This is a genomic window from Streptomyces sp. NBC_00691, from assembly GCF_036226665.1.
GTDB lineage: Bacteria > Actinomycetota > Actinomycetes > Streptomycetales > Streptomycetaceae > Streptomyces.
This window is the reverse complement of sequence record NZ_CP109007.1, coordinates 6,956,358-6,971,462: the sequence shown is the minus strand read 5'-3', so window position 1 is coordinate 6,971,462 and position 15,105 is coordinate 6,956,358. Positions and strand designations below refer to the sequence as shown.

The following is a 15,105-nucleotide window of genomic DNA, read 5'->3' as shown; positions in this document are numbered from 1 at the left end:
GGCCCCGGGAGGCCTTCCGTTTCCTACGGTGAGACGCGTGACACCCAAGACCGCGGATCGCGTGACACCCCAGACCGTCGATGTCGTCCTCCCCTGCCTCGACGAGGCCGAGGCCCTGCCCTGGGTCCTGGCCCGGATCCCCGCCGGATGGCGCCCGATCGTCGTCGACAACGGCTCCACCGACGGGTCGGCCGCACTCGCGGCCGAGCTCGGCGCCACCGTCGTGCACGAGCCGCGACGCGGCTTCGGCGCCGCCTGCCACACCGGGCTGCTCCGGGCCGAGGCCGAGTTCGTCTGCTTCTGCGACTGCGACGCCTCCCTCGACCCCGGTCTGCTTCCCGGGCTCGTCGGCGCCGTGGCCGACGGCTCGGCGGACCTGCTGCTCGGCCGCCGCCGCCCCACCGGCCGCGGCGCCTGGCCACCGCACGCCCGGGCCGGGAACCTCGCCCTGTCGTGGCTGCTGCGCCGCCGCACCGGACTCCGGCTGCACGACCTCGGGCCGCTGCGGGCCGCCCGCCGCGAGGCGCTCCTCGGCCTCGGACTCACCGACCGGCGCAGCGGCTATCCGCTCCAGATGGTGGTGCGGGCCGCCGACGCGGGCTGGCGCGTACGGGAGGTCGACGTGCCGTATCTGCCGCGGGCGGGCCGGTCCAAGGTCACCGGCACCTGGCGGGGCACGTACCAGGCCGTGCACGACATGCGGCGCGTGCTGGACGAGCCGGCGGGGGCCCGGGGCGGCCGACCGTGACCACACTGCTCGTCATCGCGAAGCAGCCGCTGCCGGGGCGGGTGAAGACCCGGCTCACTCCCCCGTTCTCGCCGGCGGAGGCCGCCTCGCTGGCCGAGGCCGCCCTGGCCGACACGCTCACGGCCGCCGCCCGGATCCCCGCCGACCGGCACGTCCTCGTGCTCGACGGGGAGCCGGGGCCGTGGCTGCCGCCCGGCTTCGTCGTGGTCCCCCAGGTGCGGGGCGGTCTCGACGTACGGCTCGCCGCGGCGTTCGCGGCCTGCGCGGGGCCCGCGCTCCTCATCGGCATGGACACCCCGCAGATCACCCCGGAACTCCTGGCCCCGGCCCTGCGCGGGGACGGCCACGACGCCTGGTTCGGCCCGGCGGCCGACGGCGGCTTCTGGGCCCTCGGCCTGACCGCGCCCGACCCGGCGCTCCTGCTCGGCGTTCCGATGTCGCGCCCCGACACGGGGGCGGTGCAGTACGCGCGACTGCGGGCCGCCGGCCTGCGGATCGGCGCGCTGCCCGTACTCCGCGACGTGGACACGGCGGACGACGCCCGGCGGGTGGCCGCGGAGGCACCCGGGACCCGGTTCGCCCGCCTGCACACGGAGTTGACGGCAGGAACGGGAGTGGGTGCGCCGAGCGCGGCGGGGCCGGGACCGGGGGTGAGCGCGTGACCGCGACCAGGAGATCGGGGCGCGTCCCGGCGCCCACCGGAGAGACCGGCGTGACCCCACCGACGACCTGGCGCGCCGACCCGTACACCGACGCGCTGCGGGCCGGGCGCGGTCCGCTCTTCCTGCGCCGGGACGACGGATGGCTCCTGCCCCTCGACGTCGAACGCTGGTGCGAGGCGCCCGACTCCGCCGACCGGTCCGTCCTGGACCGCTGCCGGGGCGCCGTCCTGGACATCGGCTCCGGACCCGGGCGGCTCGTCGCCGCCCTCGCCGCCGAGGGCCGGCGGGCGCTCGGCATCGACATCAGCCCGGAGGCGGTCTCCCACACCGAACGGCTCGGCGGGACGGCCCTGTGCCGCTCGGTCTTCGAGCCCCTGCCCGCCGAAGGCCGCTGGGACACGGCGCTGCTGATCGACGGGAACGCGGGGATCGGCGGCGATCCGGCCGCCCTCCTGCGCAGGCTGCGCCGGGTCGTGACCCGTACCGGCCTCGTCATCGCCGAGTGCGCGCCCGTGGACGTCGACGAGCGCTGCGAGGTACGGGTCGACGACGGGCGCGGAGGCCGGGGAGGGCCGTTCCCCTGGGCCCGGGTGGGCACCCGGGCCCTGTCCGCCCACGCGGCCCGGACCGGCTGGACCGTGGTGGAGAGCTGGACGGTCGCCGACCGCCCCTTCCTGTCGCTCGCCCCTCAGCGGCCGCCGGGCACCTCCTTCTGACGCCGCCCCCGCCGCCGTACCAGGAGGACCGCGCCCGTCACCACGGCCACCGCCGCGAGGACGATCGCGAGGTTCCGCCCGTACGGCAGCGGCAGCGCCGACGGGTTGGGCGGTTCCCCCGGCCGGACGAGCAGGGGGAGCGTCACCAGGATCACGCTGCCGGCCACGATCAACGCCCCGCGCAGCAGGCCCCGTTCGGGTGCAACCCGCCGCCCCGCGAGGAGCAGCCCCACGGCCAGGACGGACGGGGCGAGGATCCCGTCGTGCAGGACGACGGCGCCGGCCAGCCAGAGCGCCACGCCCACCGGGTCCGGTTCCTCGGCCACGAGCCACGCACCGAGGCCGATCAGAGCGAGACCGATCCCGCCGACGACGTACCGCAGCACGAGCGTCGCCGTCGGCTCCTGAGTCGTGCGGCTCACAGCACCTCCAGTCGGTGGACCCACTTGGTCTGCAGGACGCCCGGCCGGTTCGGGGCGATGATCCGGGCCGGGAAGCCGTGGTCGAGGGAGAGCGGCTGCCCGTCGAGCGTGAGGGCGAGGAGGGTGAGCGGATCGTCGACGTACTCCGCGCCCATCTCCATCACCCGGTAGGCGCCGCTGACTTCGAGCGAGGTCACCCGCACGGCGGCCCGGCCGGGCACGCCACCGGCCCGCTCCACCAGGTCGCGCACCCGTACCCCGCCCCAGTCGGCCTGCACGGCCCAGCCCTCGACACAGGCGATCGGGAGCCGCGCCCGGGTGTGTTCCATCGCCCGCAGCCCGTCGAGCGTGAGGGTGTACGGACGGGGGCCGGCGACCTGCAGACGCCACGCCGCCAGAGCGCCCGCCGACACACCGGCCGCCGCGGCGGTCCGGTTGACCGGCAGCCCCTGGGGCCCGTGGTCGGGGTGGCGGGGCGCGAGCAGGTCGAAGGCCTTCAGCGGGGTGACGGTCTGCCCCACCGTCGTCAGGGTGACCACCCCGACGGCGGCACCCATGCCGAGCAGGAGCGACCGGCGGTCGACGGCGTCCTCGGCCGGCAGCGCGAGCGTGCCCGCGGAGCGCCGGCCCCAATGGGCCGCGATCTCGGGCGCCTTGACGGCGACGTGCAGCAGGATCGACCCCGTCACGACCCAGGCGACGGCGAAGTGCACCTGGATGAAGGAGAACGGCCACGGGTACCACTCGACGATGTTGAGCAGCCCGGTCAGCAGTTCGAAGACGGCCGCGGCCACCAGGACCGCGACGGACAGACGCTCCAGGGCGTGCCGCACGGACCGGACCGGGGGCCACACGAACAACCGGGGGTAGACCGCCCACAGTTTGACCAGGAGCAGCACGATCGCGGCGAGGCCGGTGGCGATGTGCAGGCCCTGGCTGCCCCGGTACCCCCACACCGGCCGGGCGGGCAGGTCGTCGGCGAGCCAGGCGGGCGGATGCTGGAGGTAATGGCTGACGAGACCGGTGGCGAAGCAGACCGCGAAGGCCGCCCCGAGCCACCGGCCGACAGCCGTCGCCGTGCGCGCGTCGTGCAGCCGGCCGGTGAAGACGGGCGGACGGAGCGCGGGCAGGACGGAGCGCGAGGGGGAGGGTCCCGGTGCCCGGGAGGACGTGGTGGGGCGCTCGGGGGCGGGCTCGCCGGAGGGCCTGCTGGAGGTCATGCCGTCCATGACACCGCCGCACGCGCCCGCGTGGAGGCTCCGACACCTTACGAAACCCGAACGCCCCGACGGGTCGCCCCCACACGGACCGACGGCGCTGCCAGGCTGCGCCCATGCCCCGCACCCACCACGCCGTCGTCCTCACCGCGCTGCCGCTCCTCGCCCTCACCGCCGCGCTCGTCGTCCTGCTCGACGGGGACGCGCGCGGCGGCGGCTTCCTCGCCGGATACGCGGTGGCCTGGGCGCTGTTCGCGGCCGCCGTCGTCGCCCTGCGCCACGCGCCCGCCCGGGCGGTGGTCCCGCTGATCCTCGCCGGGGCGGTCGCGGTCACCGCCACCGGGCTCGTGGCGGCACCGCGTACGAGCACGGACGCGTACCGGTACGCGTGGGACGGCCGGGTGCAGGCCGCCGGCATCTCGCCGTACGACCACGCACCCGCCGACCCGGCGCTCGTCGGTCTGCGTGACGGATGGCTGTTCCCGGACGGCACGACGTGCGGGCGGACCGGCACGAACGGCACGGGGGCGGGCACGGGCACGGGAACAGGGTCCGGCTCCGGCGAAGTGGCCGACCTCTCCCCCCTCGGCGACGGCGGCTGCACCCGTATCAACCGCCCCACCGTCCACACCATCTACCCACCCACCGCCGAGGCCTGGTTCCTCCTGGTCCACGCCCTCTCTCCGCCGGACGTCCGCCACAAGGGCCTCCAGACAGGCGCCGCCCTGCTCTCCCTGGCCGTCACCGGCATGCTGGTCCTGGCCCTGCGCCGCCGGGGCGACCCTCGCGGGGCCGCTCTCTGGGCCTGGTGCCCGGCCGTCCCCGTCGAGGCCGTCGACAACGCCCATGTCGACGTCCTCGCCGTCCTCCTCTCGGTGGCCGCGCTCCTCGTCGTGGCGCGCCGCCGTGTCACCGGCGGTGTGCTGCTCGGCCTCGCGATCTCCGCGAAACTGCTGCCCGCCGTGCTGCTGCCCGGCGCGCTGTCCGGCGTGCGGCGGCCGCGTACGGCCCTGGCGGTGCTCGTACCGGTGGTGACCACGGTCGGAGCGCTGTACCTGCCGTACGTCCTGCTGTCCGAGGGCTCCGTCCTCGGGTATCTGGGCGGCTACGCGCAGGAGGAGGGGTACGACGACGCGGGCGCGGGCGGACGGTACCTGCTGCTCCGGCTCGTCCTGCCGGACACGTGGGCGCTCCCGGTCGTGGCGCTCGTGATGACGGCTGTCTCGGTGGCGGTCTGGTGGCGCGGCGACCCCGGGCGACCCTGGCGCGGCGCCCTGCTGACCACGGGCACGGCCTTCCTCCTGCTCACCCCCGGCTACTCCTGGTACGCCCTGCTCCTGGTCGCCCTGGTGGCGCTCGACGGCCGGTGGGAGTGGCTCGGCGTCGCACTCGCCGGAGCGGTCGCCTACCTGGTGGGCGGCGACGCGGCCACGGCCGCGTACGCGGCGGCGACGCTCGGTGCGCTGGGCGGGGCATGGGCACGGGGGCGGCTCCGCGAGGGCGGTGGCCCGGCTCGTGGCGGCCACGGCCCGGACCGCGCACAGGGACGCGGAGACGACCATGGGGCCCGTGCGTCCGTCCGGCCCCCGGCGTGACCCCGGGTACGGGGGGCCTCCAGGACTTCGGCGTTCACCTGCGAGGCGGCGGGCCCGGGCGGGCGCTCCACCGGCCCCGACCCGCGTCCCCCGTCCGTCGAGTGGTCCCCGCGGAAGGGAAGGAGGAGGCTTGAACTGAGCACGTCCGGGTGTCGAGGGCGGAGCGCCCGCCCGGGCAGGAGAGGCAGCGACATCATGCGCATGCTCCTGAAGGTACAGATGGACACCCCGGCCTCGAACGAAGCCATCCGAGCGGGCACGCTGCGAGAGATCATGGAGGAGGCCCTCCGGGAGATCCACCCCGAGGCGGCCTACTTCACCGTCGAGAACGGCTGCCGGACCGGCTATCTCTTCTTCGACATGGCCGATCCGTCCCAGATGCCGAAGATCTCGGAGCCCTTCTTCCTCAAGCTCCACGCCAAGATCCACTACTCGCCGGTCATGAACCCCGAGGACATGGCCAAGGGCCTGGACGCGATCACCCCCGGCGGGTGACCGCCCCGGCCGCCCGCGCGGCGGACCCGGACCGCCCCGGTCCGGCCGGGACCACCGGGCCCCGGGCTCCGTCGAACTCCGTCGGGCTCCGCAGGGCTTCCGCGACGGCTACCGGCTCTCCCCCGGCTTCCGGCCCCAGGCCGTGAGCATGCCCGCCGACAGCGCGGCGCATTCGTCGGAGGCGAGGTACCGGATCGCCGCGTCGACGGCCTCGTCGTCGACCAGGCCCGTCGCCCGCATCGGTTCCCTGCTCCGCTCCCAGGTGTCCGCCCAGAAGCGGCTGATCGGGCTTCCCGCCAGCAGGGGCGGCACATGGATCTCGGCGGCGACGGGCATGAGGCCCGCGCCGCGGAGCAGCCGCGGATACGACGGCACCCAGGTGACGTCCGTACCGATGGTCTCCCTCAGGGCCTGCCACATCGCCCGCATCACCGTGCTGTACGGAGTGCCGGGCGCCCGCTCGCTCGTGAGGTCCACCGCGTCGCTGAGCACCAACACGCCTCCGGGTTCGACGAGTTCGGCGAGTCTGCGGATCACGCGGTCGTGCTCGGGGAGGTGCATCAGGACGAAGCGCGCGTGGACGAGCCGGAACCGCCCGGGGTCGAAGTCCGGATCGGTGACGTCGGCCTCGATGACGTCGAGGCCGGTCACAGGGCGCTCGACGAGGAACCGTACGTCGCGGTCCACGGCGAGCACGCCCGTCACCCCGGCCTCGTCGAGCAGCCGACGGGACACGGTGCCCGTCCCGGCTCCCACATCGAGGCACCGCCACCCCGGACCGACCCCGAGCGCCCGGAAACGCGCCATGGTGATGTCGTCGTAGGCCAGAGCACCGTAGTCGATGCGCTCACCCTCGCCCGCCCGTCCGGGAGGGAACACGGCCTCACCGTAACGGCCTTCGCCCGGCGCGCCCCCGCGCGCGGCGGCGGTCACGCCGCCGCCGGAGCGACGGGGCGGGCGTGGGCCTCGACGCGAGCGGGCGCCCGGCCGGCAAGGCGCGGGAACAGCGGATCCTCGAACAGTGTCATGACCGGATCTCTCCAGGCGATGGGGCGGTTCCGAGCGGCGTCGGATCGGTTCGGGGCCTCGGATCGGTCCGGGGCGCTGGATCGGTCCGGGGCACTGGATCGGTCCGGGGGCGGCCCGGGAGCGTCGCCGGCCACCCGGACACCGCCACCACCGCCACCCCCCGTCGATCCTCCACGGACCATCGCCCACGCGGCCGAGGCGCGCCGCGCCTGAGCCGATCGGCGGCCGCGAATCCCGCGCCACCCCACCCCCAACCATTGACAGGTCCATCTCACCCTCACCATTCTTGAGAGCGCTCTCAGAACAAGCCCCCCCCGACGCGAGACCCCACCCACGGATTCCCCACCCACGGATTCCCCCCACACGGAGTCCCCACCTCCGAGGAGCCCCACGTGTCCGCACACCGCAGGCGCAGGCACAGCCGCGCCGCACTCGTCACCCTGGCCGCCGCCGCGTCGATCGGCACCGTCGTCACCGTCGCCGGCCCGTCCGGCACCGTCCAGGCCGCCGTCCCCGCGACCATCCCGCTCACCTTCACGAACAACTCCGGCCGCGGCGACCAGGTCTACGTCTACAACCTCGGGACCGAGCTCTCGACCGGCCGCCAGGGCTGGGCCGACGCCAACGGCACCTTCCACCCCTGGCCCGCCGGCGGCTCCGTCCCCGTTCCCGCGCCGGACGCCGCCATCGCCGGCCCCGCCAACGGCGGATCGATGACGATCCGGCTGCCGAAGTTCTCCGGCCGGATCTACTTCAGCTACGGACAGAAGCTGGTGTTCAAGGTGGCCACGGGCGGGCTCGTACAGCCCGCGGTCCAGAACCCGAGCGACCCCAACAGGAACATCCTGTTCAACTGGTCCGAGTACACGCTCAACGACGCGGGCCTCTGGATCAACAGCACTCAGGTCGACATGGTCTCGGCACCCTACGCCGTCGGCGTGAAGCGCCCCGACGGCACGGTCGCGAACACGGGCCACCTCAAGCCCGGCGGCTACCGGGGCTTCTACGACGCCCTGCGCGGCCAGCCCGGCGGCTGGGCCAACCTCATCCAGACCCGCGCCGACGGCACCGTGCTGCGCGCCCTGGCCCCGGGCCACGGCATCGAGGCCGGCGCACTGCCCGCGGGGGTGATGAACGACTACATCAACCGCGTGTGGAGCAAGTACGCCTCGTCGACCCTGACCGTGACGCCGTTCGCGAACCAGCCCTCGGTGAAGTACTTCGGCCGGGTCTCCGGCAACGTCATGAACTTCACCAACTCCTCGGGCGCCGTGGTGACGTCCTTCCAGAAGCCCGACTCCGACAGCGTCTTCGGCTGCTACAAGCACCTCGACGCCCCCAACGACCAGGTGCGCGGGCCCATCTCCCGTACGCTCTGCGCGGGTTACAACCGCTCCACCCTGCTGACGAACCCCAACCAGCCGGACACCTCGTCGGCCGACTTCTACAAGGACGCGGTGACCAACCACTACTCCCGCAAGATCCACGCCCAGATGGCCGACGGCAAGGCGTACGGCTTCGCCTTCGACGACGTCGGCGCGCACGAGGCCCTGGTGCACGACGGCAACCCGCAGCAGGCGTACGTGACGCTGGACCCGTTCAACTAGCTCCGCCCGGGGCCGAGAGACCGTCCCATGGAAGCACCGGCCCTTCGATACGCCGGTCCCTCGATCCGCCGGCCCCACCGGCGGATCGGGGGCGTCGGCCCCGCTTCCGCCACCCTCGGCGCATCAGCCCCAGCCGCCGCCAACCATCGGCGAATCACGGCTTGTTGGGCATGCACGGCCCGCCCGAGGGCAACAGCCCCTCATGGGAAACGACACGGACAGCATTCCCACCGAAGCGGCACAGCGGCGTGGACGCGGGTCCCGCCGGTGGCCCACCGTCGCCACCGCCCTCCTGGCGGTGGCCCTGGCGATGACCTTGATCCTGGTCCTGCTCGGTCGCCTCTTCCAGCTGCCGGGCCTCTCGGATCTGTTCGGGACCGAGACCAAGGACCGCTCCGGCCCGGCGGTCCTGAAGTCCATCCAGGACATGAACCGCCACGAAGGCGCCCTCGGCACCTATCAGGTCGTCGTGGACCTCGAGAAGGACGCCCGGTTCCTGCCGGACGCCATCCGGGGCACCCGCACGCTGTACGTGGCCGGCGGCAGCGTCAGCGCGTACGTCGACTTCGCGGGCCTGGGCCCCGGTGCCGTCACCGTCGACGAGGACCGCACCACCGCGACGCTCCGCCTGCCGCACGCGCGGCTCGGCGAACCCGCTCTCGACCCCGAGCGGTCCTACGCGGTGTCCAAGCAGCGCGGCCTGCTCGACCGGCTGGGCGACCTGTTCTCCGACAACCCCGCGAGCGAGCGCGCCGTCCAGTCCCTCGCCGCCCGGCACATCGGTGAGGCCGCCCGGGAGAGCGACCTCACGACCCGGGCCGAACGCAACACCACCGGCATGCTCCAGGGGCTGCTCCACGCCCTCGGCTTCGACCGCGTGTCCGTCGTCTTCGGCTGACCGGCGGGCGGCGGGCGGCGAGCCCGTCAGCCGGCCAGGGAGGCGGTCAGCCAGTCGCGATAACGGGTGGGCGCCAGGCGCGCACCGGGCCCGGGGGTGAGGACGTCCCCGCGGACGGCGGCGAACATGCCGGCCCGGTCGTCGACGACGACGGGACGGCCGTCACCGCGGGCGGCCAGGGTGATCCGGCCGATCTCGTCCAGCGCGAGGACCTCGGGCCCCGCCACGTCGAGCGTGCCGTCCAGCGGCTCCCCGACGGCGACGTCGGCGAGGGCGGCGGCCACGTCCGCGGACGCGATCGGCCGCAGCGGGGTGGCCGGCAGGCGGACCTCGCCGTCGGTCGCCGTCCAGGACATCACGGCGTCCATGAACTCGAAGAACTGGGTGGCACGGACGATCGAGTACGGGGTCGGGCCGTCGCGCAGCAGGTCCTCCTGGAGCACCTTGGCGCGGTAGTAGTCCAGGTCGGGGACCTGGTCCACGCCGACGATCGACAGCGCGACCTGGTGGCGTACGCCCGCGCGCCCGCCCGCGGCGAGCAGGTTGCCGACGGTGGTGCGGAAGAAGTCGAGCGACGCGTCGTCGAAGGTCGGGGAGTTGCTGACGTTGACGACCGCGTGGGCGCCGGCGAGCGCCTCGTCCAGGCCGGCGCCGGTGAGCAGGTCGACCCCCGAGGAGAGGGAGGCGGCGACCACGTCGTGGCCGCCCTTCCGGAGCAGGGTGACGGCCTGGGAGCCGATGAGCCCGGTGCCGCCGATGACGGTGATCTTCATGGTGTGCCTTCCTTCGCGGGCCCGGCGGGGCCCCTGGGACGCAAACTCGGATACCCGATGTCCGAGATGATACTCGGATAGTATCTATCCGAGTCAATTGGGGAGGCGACATGAAACTGTCCGGTGGCGTGGAGTGGGCGCTCCACTGCTGTGTGGTGCTCACGGCCGCGAGCCGGCCGGTGCCGGCGGCCCGCCTCGCGCAGTTGCACGACGTGTCGCCGAGCTACCTGGCCAAGCAGATGCAGGCGCTGTCCCGGGCCGGTCTCGTGCGCTCCGTCCAGGGGAAGACCGGTGGATACGTGCTGACCCGGGAGGCCGCCGAGATCACCCTGCTCGACGTCGTGCAGGCCGTCGACGGGCCCGATCCGGCGTTCGTCTGCACCGAGATCCGGCAGCGCGGACCGCTGGCGACCCCTCCCGAGAAGTGCGCGAGGGCCTGCCCGATCGCCCGCGCGATGGGGGCCGCGGAAGCCGCGTGGAGGGCCTCGCTCGCGGGCACCACGATCGCCGATCTGGTCGTGACGGTGGAGGACGAGAGCGGCCCGGAGGCGCTCCCGGGAATCGGCACCTGGCTGACGGCCGGCACGGACGCGACCGCGAGCACGGGCTGACGCACGGACGCGACCGCGGGTACGGGCTGACGCACGGACGCGACCGCGGGTACGGGCTGACGCACCGCGACCGCGAGCACCGACTGAGGCACGGACCCCGCACGCCCCGTCCTCCCGGGCGGGGCCGCGCACGCGGGCCTGACGGGTGACAAGGTGCGGGTCGGCGGCGCCTCCGGCACCGGACCGGTGCGCCGCGGCCGATACTCCCGCCATGAGATCAGCTCGTGCCCCCTTCCTGGCCCGCACCGCCGCCCTCGCCGCGGTCACCGTGCTCCTCGCGCTCGGCTCCCCGGTCTCGACCACCGACGGCCCCACCGCCCCGGCCGGCCACAGCGCCCACACCATCGCCCAGCGCATCGCCGCCGCCCTCGCCCCGAACCACCCCGTCCCCGACTTCGGCTGACGCACGCCGCACCCCGGCGGCAGCTCCGCCGCGGCGACAGCGCGCCGCCGGGCCGGGATCCGCACCCGGCCCGAAGGCCCTCCCCCAGGGTGCGGATACAGCCAAGAGGAGGGACACGCTCCGACCGCCCGTGCGAAGGCGCCCGGAAGGTCGGCGGGAACTGCGATGCGGAGCCTTCCGGGACGTCCGGTGTCGCACAAGGATCGCCCCGTCGTCATGGTGCCGTCACAGAGCCGTCGTGGCCCCATCGCACACCGGGTCTCCCCGATGGCCGGAAACCACGCAGCTCAATCCCCCACGCCCGCCCCGTTGTCGATCAGCTCACATACTGCGCTGACCGGTGGCGGGCGTCGTTGCGTCCGGCCGGAACCGACCACTCGACCTCATCCCAAGCTCCTGGGGGAGACTTGCGCGCACATGTGAAGAGAGCAAGCGCCTTCACCATCGCAGCGGCCACATCCGTGGCCCTGGTAGCAGGCATGACCGGCCCCGCGACGGCCACACCCGACACCCCGCGCCCCGGCACCGACCAGCGGATCACCCTCGTCACCGGCGACCGCGTGGTGGTGAACGCCAAGGGCCGCATGGTGGGCTTCGAGGCCGCCCGGGGCCGTGAGCACATACCCGTACAGGTGCAGCGCGTCAACGACCGCACGCTGGTCGTGCCCAGCGACGCGCAGAGCCTGATAGCCGCCGGCAAGCTGGACCAGCGGCTCTTCGACCTCGAGGTGCTCACCGACGCGCGGCTGCGCGAGAGCCATCGGGACGGACTCAAACTGATCGTGCAGTACGAGAAGGGCGCCGGTGCCGCACGGGCCGAGGTGCGCTCGGCCGGCGACACCCAGCTGCGGCGGACGTTCCCGACCCTCGACGCCGATGCCATCCGCACCTCCCCGGACGATGTCGCCCGGGTGTGGGACGCGCTGACCGACCGGCGGAGCAGCGGCCTGCGGGCCACCGCCTCCGGCATCGGCAAGGTGTGGCTGGACGGGGTGCGGGCCGCGAGCCTGGACCGCAGCGTCCCGCAGATCGGCGCCGACAAGGCGTGGGAGTCCGGGTACGACGGTACGGGCGTCACGATCGCCGTCCTCGACACCGGGGTCGACAAGACGCATGACGATCTCAGCTCCCAGGTCGTCGGCGAGAAGAACTTCTCCGCCTCGGCCGACGCCGTGGACCGCGTCGGACACGGCACCCACGTCGCCTCGATCGCGGCGGGCACGGGTGCCAAGTCCGGCGGCCGGTTCAAGGGCGTCGCCCCCGGCGCCAAGCTGATCAGCGGCAAGGTCCTCGACGACAACGGCTTCGGTGACGACTCCGCCGTCCTGGCCGGCATGGAGTGGGCCGCCGCCGAGGGCGCGGACGTGGTCAACCTCAGCCTCGGCGGCCCCGACAGCCCCGGCGTCGACCCGCTGGAGGAGGCGGTCGACCGGCTGTCCGCCGAGAAGGGGATCCTGTTCGCGATCGCCGCGGGCAACGAGGGCGAGGACGGCGCCTCGACGCTGGGCTCGCCGGGCAGCGCGGACGCCGCGCTGACCGTCGGCGCCGTCGACAAGGACGACCGCCTCGCGGCCTTCTCCAGCACCGGCCCGCGCGTCGGTGACGGAGCGGTCAAGCCGGACCTGACCGCGCCCGGCGTGGCCATCGCCGCGGCCGCCGCGGCCGGCAGCGCGATCGACACGCGCCCCGGCACCCCGCACCCCGCCCCCGGGTACCTGCAGATCGACGGCACCTCCATGGCCACCCCGCATGTGGCGGGCGCGGCGGCGATCCTGAAGCAGCGTCACCCGGACTGGAAGTCCACCGAGCTCAAGGGCGCGCTGACCGCGTCCACCAAGGGCGGCGGCTACACCGCCTTCCAGCAGGGCTCCGGTCGCGTCCAGGTCGACAAGGCCCTGTCCCAGAGCGTCGTCGCCGATCCGGTCTCGCTGACCTTCGGCACGGCGCGGTGGCCGCACGCGGACGACCTGCCCGTCACCCGGAAGCTCGCCTACCGCAACCTCGGGACCACCGACGTCACCCTCGACCTGTCGGTGGCCACGCTCGACCCGAAGGGCAAGCCGGCCCCCGCAGGTTTCTTCGCGCTCGGCACCGACAAGGTGACCGTGCCCGCCGGCGGCCGGGCCGAGGTCGACCTGACCGCCGACACCCGGATCGGTGACGCCGACGGCGACTACTCGGGCTACGTCACCGCCACCGCCGCGGGCCAGTCGGTCCGCACGGCCGCGGTGGCCGTCCGCGAGGCGGAGTCGTACGACGTCACGCTCCGTACCGTCGGCCGTGACGGCGCCGACGCCCAGAACTTCACCAGCACGCTGGTCGGCGTCTCGGGCGCGGCGGCCGGCTTCGGCACCCGTATCGACAACGAGCCGGGCAGCCACACCATCCGGGTCCCCAAGGGCTCGTACACCCTCAGCACGGCGGTCTACCAGGACCCGTCGGACTACACCAAGGGCACCGACTGGATCGCCCAGCCGAAGCTGGAGGTCTCCGGCGACACCACCGTCGTCTCCGACGCGCGGACCACCGAGCCGGTGGACCTCACCGTGCCCGGCATCGACGCGGTGGACTACGGAGGCACGTACTACGAGCTCGGCGGCACCGACATCGGCCGCGTCGGCAACGGCTGGGTCCTCAGGAGCTTCGCCGGTTTCCGTACCGCCCACATGGGTCCGGCCGTCACCGACGGCTCGCTGCTGCAGACCTGGGACGCCCACTTCCTCAAGGACGCCACCAGCCAGTACTCGGTGGCCTTCGGCGGGAGGACGGACAAGGTCGCGACCGGCTACACCAAGCACGTGAAGGCGAACGAGCTGGCCACCCTCAAGGTGGGCCTCGGAGCCTCCGCCCCCGGGAAGTCCGCCTTCGTCTCCCCCTTCGCCCACATCCCGGGCGCCCCGGAAGGCAACGGCTTCTCCGACCCGCAGCCGGCGCCGGGCACGCGCACCTTCTACGTCTCCACCGCGGACGACGTCGAGTGGGTCACCAGGTTCGACCAGGCGGGCGCGCCCGACCAGTGGGGCTACCCGGCCTACGAGGGCAGCTGGGAGATGGCCCGGCCGCAGCGTTACGAGGCCGGGCGGACCTACCGCGAGACGTTCAACACGGGCGTCCTCGGCCCGCTCCTGGGCGGGAACGCGGGCGTGTTCCGCACCGCTCCCGACCCGGCTACGGGCGAGCAGCAGCTCGTCGGTTCGCTGCCGCTGTTCGCCGACGGCAAGGGGCACGCGGGAAACTCCCCGAACACCTCGGCCACGTCGACGCTGTACCGCGACGGCGTCAAGGTCGCCGAGAACGACGACCCGCTGACCGGCTCGCAGCCCTTCACGGTCGACGGCTCCGACGCCGAGTACCGGCTGGTGACCTCCGTGGAGCGCTCGGCGCAGCTCGCCGCCGCGTCCACCCGGGTCGACACGAGCTTCACCTTCCGTTCGAAGCAGGTCACGGCCACCACCGCGCTGCCGGTGTCCACCGTCCGCTTCACCGCACCCGTCGACCTCACCTCGCGTGCCGCCGCGCGGGTTCCGGTCGTCGTCCCGGTCACCGTGCAGGGCTCCGCCGCCGGGACGAACCTCATGTCCCTGAAGGTCTCGGTGAGTTACGACGACGGGAAGACCTGGCACCGGGTGCCGGTCCGGAACGGCGCGATCTCCGTGAAGAGTCCTGCCAAGGACAGCGGGATCTCGCTCTCCGCCGTGGTCGAGGACAAGCAGGGCAACACGTCGACGCTGACCGTCCACAACGCGTGGCTCGGCAAGTGACGCGTATCCGTTAGCGGTTCAGCCGTTCACGTCCCGCACGGCGTCACCACTCCCGGGTGGTGGCGCCGTGCGGCCGTGACGGCCCGTCGGCGAGCCGACCGACGCCGCTCCGAGGGCCGCCACCCGCGCCCCGTGGAGCGCGCGGGGTGCCGCGGGGGCGGCGGGTCC

Annotated in this window: 14 protein-coding genes; 10 read left to right on the top strand and 4 right to left on the bottom strand. The window is 74.0% G+C overall.

Going from position 1 to position 15,105, the window contains the following annotated elements:
* Positions 1-37 precede the first annotated feature (37 nt).
* The 3 genes from OG392_RS31330 to OG392_RS31320 are packed head-to-tail and all read left to right on the top strand — an operon-like array spanning position 38 to position 2,126.
* Positions 38-748 (top strand): glycosyltransferase family 2 protein, encoded by a 711-nt coding sequence (locus OG392_RS31330; RefSeq protein ID WP_329285009.1) that lies wholly within the window; start codon positions 38-40, stop codon positions 746-748.
* Positions 745-1,410, top strand: coding sequence for a TIGR04282 family arsenosugar biosynthesis glycosyltransferase (locus OG392_RS31325; RefSeq protein ID WP_329285007.1), 666 nt, complete (start codon positions 745-747; stop codon positions 1,408-1,410). The genes OG392_RS31330 and OG392_RS31325 overlap by 4 nt, the downstream gene beginning before the upstream one ends.
* 50 nt (positions 1,411-1,460) lie before the next feature.
* Positions 1,461-2,126 carry a class I SAM-dependent methyltransferase gene (locus tag OG392_RS31320; protein WP_329285005.1) on the top strand — a complete coding sequence of 222 codons (666 nt, stop codon included), beginning with the start codon at positions 1,461-1,463 and terminating at the stop codon, positions 2,124-2,126.
* On the opposite strand, the gene OG392_RS31315 is transcribed toward OG392_RS31320, so the two are convergent.
* Both OG392_RS31315 and OG392_RS31310 read right to left on the bottom strand, forming a co-directional pair.
* Positions 2,099-2,548, bottom strand: a complete 450-nt coding sequence (locus OG392_RS31315) for a hypothetical protein (RefSeq protein WP_329285002.1) — start codon at positions 2,546-2,548, stop codon at positions 2,099-2,101. The genes OG392_RS31320 and OG392_RS31315 overlap by 28 nt on opposite strands.
* The gene (locus OG392_RS31310) at positions 2,545-3,768 is read right to left on the bottom strand and encodes a molybdopterin-dependent oxidoreductase (RefSeq protein WP_329284999.1); all 1,224 of its coding nucleotides are present in this window, start codon (positions 3,766-3,768) and stop codon (positions 2,545-2,547) included. Before OG392_RS31310 ends, OG392_RS31315 begins: the two co-directional genes overlap by 4 nt.
* Positions 3,769-3,881: 113 nt before the next feature.
* Between OG392_RS31310 and OG392_RS31305 the strand changes: the two genes are divergently transcribed.
* The gene (locus OG392_RS31305; RefSeq protein WP_329284998.1) at positions 3,882-5,360 is read left to right on the top strand and encodes a glycosyltransferase family 87 protein; all 1,479 of its coding nucleotides are present in this window, start codon (positions 3,882-3,884) and stop codon (positions 5,358-5,360) included.
* A 201-nt stretch (positions 5,361-5,561) separates the two neighbouring features.
* The gene (locus OG392_RS31300; RefSeq protein ID WP_443054950.1) at positions 5,562-5,855 is read left to right on the top strand and encodes a hypothetical protein; all 294 of its coding nucleotides are present in this window, start codon (positions 5,562-5,564) and stop codon (positions 5,853-5,855) included.
* Between the two features lie 108 nt (positions 5,856-5,963).
* Here OG392_RS31300 and OG392_RS31295 read toward each other — a convergent pair whose 3' ends face one another.
* On the bottom strand, positions 5,964-6,788 hold the full coding sequence (locus OG392_RS31295; RefSeq protein ID WP_329284993.1) for a class I SAM-dependent methyltransferase: 825 nt from the start codon (positions 6,786-6,788) through the stop codon (positions 5,964-5,966).
* A 488-nt stretch (positions 6,789-7,276) separates the two neighbouring features.
* Between OG392_RS31295 and OG392_RS31290 the strand changes: the two genes are divergently transcribed.
* Both OG392_RS31290 and OG392_RS31285 read left to right on the top strand, forming a co-directional pair.
* Entirely contained in the window at positions 7,277-8,491 is a 1,215-nt protein-coding gene (locus tag OG392_RS31290) for a glycoside hydrolase family 64 protein (RefSeq protein ID WP_443054949.1), read from the top strand.
* 202 nt (positions 8,492-8,693) lie between these two features.
* On the top strand, positions 8,694-9,389 hold the full coding sequence (locus OG392_RS31285) for a DUF4230 domain-containing protein (RefSeq protein ID WP_443054948.1): 696 nt from the start codon (positions 8,694-8,696) through the stop codon (positions 9,387-9,389).
* Between the two features lie 26 nt (positions 9,390-9,415).
* On the opposite strand, the gene OG392_RS31280 is transcribed toward OG392_RS31285, so the two are convergent.
* On the bottom strand, positions 9,416-10,162 hold the full coding sequence (locus tag OG392_RS31280; protein WP_329284990.1) for an SDR family oxidoreductase: 747 nt from the start codon (positions 10,160-10,162) through the stop codon (positions 9,416-9,418).
* A gap of 110 nt (positions 10,163-10,272) precedes the next feature.
* Between OG392_RS31280 and OG392_RS31275 the strand changes: the two genes are divergently transcribed.
* From OG392_RS31275 to OG392_RS31265, 3 genes are all read left to right on the top strand, one after another.
* Positions 10,273-10,773 carry an RrF2 family transcriptional regulator gene (locus tag OG392_RS31275; RefSeq protein ID WP_329284988.1) on the top strand — a complete coding sequence of 167 codons (501 nt, stop codon included), beginning with the start codon at positions 10,273-10,275 and terminating at the stop codon, positions 10,771-10,773.
* 211 nt (positions 10,774-10,984) lie between these two features.
* Positions 10,985-11,176: a hypothetical protein gene (locus OG392_RS31270; protein WP_329284985.1), complete on the top strand. Its 192-nt coding sequence runs from the start codon at positions 10,985-10,987 to the stop codon at positions 11,174-11,176.
* A gap of 479 nt (positions 11,177-11,655) precedes the next feature.
* Positions 11,656-14,937: a S8 family peptidase gene (locus OG392_RS31265; RefSeq protein WP_329284982.1), complete on the top strand. Its 3,282-nt coding sequence runs from the start codon at positions 11,656-11,658 to the stop codon at positions 14,935-14,937.
* The last annotated feature ends 168 nt before the right edge of the window (positions 14,938-15,105 follow it).

Coding starts and splice junctions, on each gene's coding strand:
- OG392_RS31275 (WP_329284988.1), top strand. CDS start 10,273: ATGAAACTGTCCGGTGGCGTGGAGTGGGCGCTCCACTGCTGTGTGGTG.
- OG392_RS31310 (WP_329284999.1), bottom strand. CDS start 3,768: ATGACCTCCAGCAGGCCCTCCGGCGAGCCCGCCCCCGAGCGCCCCACC.
- OG392_RS31265 (WP_329284982.1), top strand. CDS start 11,656: ATGACCGGCCCCGCGACGGCCACACCCGACACCCCGCGCCCCGGCACC.
- OG392_RS31305 (WP_329284998.1), top strand. CDS start 3,882: ATGCCCCGCACCCACCACGCCGTCGTCCTCACCGCGCTGCCGCTCCTC.
- OG392_RS31280 (WP_329284990.1), bottom strand. CDS start 10,162: ATGAAGATCACCGTCATCGGCGGCACCGGGCTCATCGGCTCCCAGGCC.
- OG392_RS31270 (WP_329284985.1), top strand. CDS start 10,985: ATGAGATCAGCTCGTGCCCCCTTCCTGGCCCGCACCGCCGCCCTCGCC.
- OG392_RS31285 (WP_443054948.1), top strand. CDS start 8,694: ATGGGAAACGACACGGACAGCATTCCCACCGAAGCGGCACAGCGGCGT.
- OG392_RS31300 (WP_443054950.1), top strand. CDS start 5,562: ATGCTCCTGAAGGTACAGATGGACACCCCGGCCTCGAACGAAGCCATC.